Below are 3,961 nucleotides of genomic sequence, written 5' to 3'. Positions count from 1 at the left end.
CGGGAAGCAGTAGCAGAACGAGCGCGGCGCCGACCAGAGTCGAGAGGAAAGTCACTCCGACGATCCGGATTCGCCGCAAGAGGACCAGTAAAACCAGCGTGAAGGACATGAGCGCGGCGCCTTTTTTTAGAAAATTCGTTCGTTGACGACGATCGTGTCGTTCGGGATAACGTAATCGTCGAGACCAGCGGAAATCTCTTCGACGACGCCGTTGTTGGTTCGGCGGATTTTCAGACGCCACCAATCCGATCCAAGCGGCGCGACGCCGCCTCCGAGGGCGATCGCCTGGCGCACGGACATCTGCTCGCGGTTGATTGGATATTGGCCGGGTCTGTTGACATAGCCATAGAGATAAAAGACTGCGCCCTGCTCGACATAGATCGATGCATTATTATCGAGCACCAATCCGGAGGAGACGTGGCCCTCGAACAACTCCTTGGCGTTCAGGCGCAGGATGGAGCCGCGGTTATGCACGACGATGGTCGCGGCGCCGGCCTCTTCCCTCAGGCCGCCAGCGCGAGCGAGAATCTGGGGAATAGTGGAGGGCCGGTCCAAAACATAGGATCCGGGAGCGGCGACCGCGCCGAGCACGGACACTTGCAGGCCGAAGGTCGCCAGTTCGACCGCAACCTTGGGATTTTTGACCAGGCCTTTTTGCACGAGAATATTAGCGATTCTTTCGCTGAGGGCGCCGGTGGTGAGGCCAGCGGCCCTGATGCGCCCGGCATAGGGAAGATCGATGGTTCCGTCGGGCTCGACGCGAGACGTCACATTGAGTTCCGCTTGATACAGCACGGTAACCTGCACCACGTCGTTGGTGTTCAGGAGACGGCCTGGCTCGGCGAAGCCTGGCGAACAATTCAGCAAGCCGCAAAACAGCGCGACAAGCCACGACAAAACCAGATTTCGCATTTCGCGGCGTCCTTTTGACACTGCCCACTTCCTTCCATTTCTTTAACCGTTAAAAGGGTCGATAGTCGAGCCCCAACATCATAAGGTAAGTGTTCACATGCAGACCGTTCGTCTCGCGGATAGAGTCTTGCAAAGAAGCCACCGCGGAGGTGAAAGGCGTTATTTCGTAACTCGCCTTCAGCGTACTGGTCCAGGCGGTATTGTTGCCATAAAATAGCAAGCTGGCCGTTCTCGGGCTGTTTGCCGCGATAGCGCCCTCGGTCGTCGTTACGCCGAAACCCGCCACTAAGGTGATCTTCGGCGTCAAATAATAGCTCAACGTCCCCGTCTCTGCCGTGTTGACCTGAGTATTGGCGATGATCGAGGTGGGAGCGGTGACCAGGCGGCTGAAGAGAAGGGTTATGGCCCATTTCGACGATGGCAGGTAATTCACTGAAATTGAATAAATCGGTTGCAAAGGCCCGTTGCTTGAACCGTGTTCTGAATTGGTCAATCCAATACTCTGCACCAAGCCGCCCAAGAGTGAAAAGGTGAGCTTTGGCGAAAGAATGTTGTTGTAAACGGCGTTATATTGCAGAAGACGAACCGTCTCTGGAATACCGCTGACATCAAAGTTCGTGTAATTAGTATAAGAGTATTTTACAAAGGCTTGAAGATTATCTAGAGTTGACCAGGCATACTGCAGTCCGCCCTGTCCGTAGGTTGTATTGTTATCCAATAGTTGTGCGGTTGCTAGCGAATGTCGAATCGATGTCGCGTTCGAATTTATAATGATGCTGATATCCTGATAAATATGACATTGTCCGGTTTCGTTGAGCGATTTCGTAGTCAAGATGTCGACGCCCGGGCCCACAACTTCGTCCTGCGGCGCCTCCTGCGTCCTGTCGGCGGCCACCAATGTTCCCGTACAAAGGGAATTCAACGTCCAGTTGACGCCGCCGTCGAAGAAATGATTGTGAAGATCGAATCGGGTGTCGTGGCGGTAATCGGTCGTGCTGTAATCCAGATCAAAGAAAAATTGCTGCGCTTCGTAATTCGGTCTTGCCGAAGCGCCGACATCGGTTCGCACGAAAGAGTCGCCGCGATTTACTCCCGGCGGCAGGGCAACACCCGGGTAAAGATTCAGGATGTTGCTGTTGTAGCCGGTATATTCGTGCAGGTAAGGCCTGATCGGGGAATCCGACCAATTGAAGTTGGGCTCGACCCACGCCAAAGGGGCAGGCGAAAGCCAGTCGTAAGCGGCCGGACTGGGACCTCCGCCAGGCGCGGAGATGGATTCCTGGCCAAAGGCTATTCCATTCGTGAACAGAATAGCCGCAGACAGGACTCCTAGACTTTTACGCCACATATTTCCCCTGCCGCCACCGTCCCAGCGATGGAAGAGCCCATCCCGATCAAACGCTGTCAGCCCGGCTAGGCTGACCGAACCAATTGTGAATGCCGGCATGCGCGATCGGCAGCCTGCCAAGGCGATACCATAAATTTCAACGGGCTGGAGCAAAAAGCAAACCTCTTGCCCATCAAAACCGGCGCTGTGTCGCCGATGCAACGTTTGCGATCTGGTCTTTATGGCGCAGGATTGACGAGGTTTGTATTAACTTTAGCAGGCTGCTGAAAAACCCCTTCCGTTTCAGCTTGGGTCGTGATTCCATCGCTTTGGAACGGGAGCGATGGAATGCGCGGTTCGGACGAAGGCTCAGGGCGGCTTTTCAGCTATGTGGATCTGGAAGCGCGGGTTCGGCGCGATCATCCTTTGCGGGCGATCCGCGAGATCGCCAACACGGCCCTTGCGACATTAGCGCCCGATTTCTCTGAACTCTACTCCAAGACCGGCCGGCCCTCGGTCGCGCCTGAACGGCTGCTGCGGGCGATGCTGCTGCAAGCCTTTTATTCCGTGCGCTCCGAGCGGCAATTAATGGAGCGTCTCGACACCGACCTTTTGTTTCGCTGGTTTGTTGGCCTTGGCATCGATGATCCGGTGTGGGACGCGACGGTGTTTTCCAAAAACCGCGACCGCCTGCTCGACGGGGCCATTGCGGCAAAGTTCCTCGCCGCCGTGCTGGCGCAGCCGCGCGTCAAAAGACTGATGTCGAGCGATCACTTTTCGGTCGATGGCACGCTGATCGAGGCCTGGGCTTCGATGAAGAGTTTCAAGCCCAAGGATGGTTCCGGGAACGAGCCGCCGCCTGATGCTGGCCGCAACGCCGAGGTGGATTTCAAGGGCGAGAAACGCTCGAACGAGACACACGCCTCGACCACTGACCCTGAAGCCCGGCTTTACCGCAAAGGCGCCGGCATGGAGGCGAAGCTGGCTTTTCTCGGCCATGCCTTGATGGAGAACCGCGCCGGTCTGATCGTCAATGCCTGTCTGACGCCGGCTGACGGACACGGCGAACGTAACGCCGCGCTCGCGATGATCGCGCCGCTCGCCAACCGTCCTGTCGGCATCACGCTCGGCGCCGACAAGGGCTATGACGCGCGCGTTTTCATCAACGAGTTGCGCGCCATGAACGTTCGCCCGCATGTGACGCAAAACACCAACGGACGGCGTTCGGCCATCGATGGACGCACAACGCGCCACCCCGGTTATGTCGTCAGCCAGCGCATTCGAAAACGTATCGAGGAAGCCTTCGGCTGGATAAAGACCGTCGCAGGCCAGCGAAAGACCAAGTTCCGGGGCGTCGAGCGGGTCGGATGCTCCTTCGCTTTCGCCGCCGCGGCCTATAACCTTGTGCGGCTGCCCAGACTCTTGGCGGGGTCGTCATGAGTGTGCCGGCGAACTGCCAGATCATCGGACGCTGGCGCATTATCGAGGCCGATATCTGGGATCGCGATTATCTCGATCTCTGCGGCCCGGCGGCGATCACGATTGGCGAAGAGGGACACGGCGAAATCGCTTTCGGAGCGATGGAAGCCGGCCTCGACGTTGAATACAGCCGCCTGTCGGTCGCCTTCTCCTGGATCGGTTCCGACGAAGGCGATGAAGTTTCGGGCGAAGGCTACGCTGAATTGCTCGATGATGGCTCGATCGAGATCGAATTTGCCTATC

General features: G+C 57.2%; 4 protein-coding genes. 2 read left to right on the top strand and 2 right to left on the bottom strand.

Annotated features, from left to right (window positions below):
* Positions 1–126: 126 nt before the first annotated feature.
* Both ACLP2E_RS02305 and ACLP2E_RS02300 read right to left on the bottom strand, forming a co-directional pair.
* Entirely contained in the window at positions 127–912 is a 786-nt protein-coding gene (locus tag ACLP2E_RS02305; RefSeq protein ID WP_442465030.1) for a polysaccharide biosynthesis/export family protein, read from the bottom strand.
* A gap of 49 nt (positions 913–961) precedes the next feature.
* Entirely contained in the window at positions 962–2,413 is a 1,452-nt protein-coding gene (locus ACLP2E_RS02300; protein ID WP_442465029.1) for a hypothetical protein, read from the bottom strand.
* A gap of 174 nt (positions 2,414–2,587) precedes the next feature.
* Here ACLP2E_RS02300 and ACLP2E_RS02295 point away from each other — a divergent pair, with 174 nt between their 5' ends.
* Positions 2,588–3,679 carry an IS5 family transposase gene (locus ACLP2E_RS02295; protein ID WP_442465028.1) on the top strand — a complete coding sequence of 364 codons (1,092 nt, stop codon included), beginning with the start codon at positions 2,588–2,590 and terminating at the stop codon, positions 3,677–3,679.
* A partial coding sequence (locus ACLP2E_RS02290; RefSeq protein ID WP_442465027.1) for a hypothetical protein occupies positions 3,676–3,961 on the top strand: 286 nt, incomplete at its 3' end. The genes ACLP2E_RS02295 and ACLP2E_RS02290, both read left to right, overlap by 4 nt.

The organism is Rhodoblastus sp. (assembly GCF_052145335.1).
In the GTDB taxonomy this organism is placed as follows: Bacteria; Pseudomonadota; Alphaproteobacteria; order Rhizobiales; family Beijerinckiaceae; genus Rhodoblastus.
Note: the sequence above shows the minus strand (reverse complement) of the source record. Positions and strands in the feature narration are given on the sequence as shown.

Bases quoted from the DNA above. Each gene is read 5' to 3' on its own strand.
- ACLP2E_RS02295 (WP_442465028.1), top strand. From the start codon at position 2,588: ATGCGCGGTTCGGACGAAGGCTCAGGGCGGCTTTTCAGCTATGTGGAT.
- ACLP2E_RS02305 (WP_442465030.1), bottom strand. From the start codon at position 912: ATGCGAAATCTGGTTTTGTCGTGGCTTGTCGCGCTGTTTTGCGGCTTG.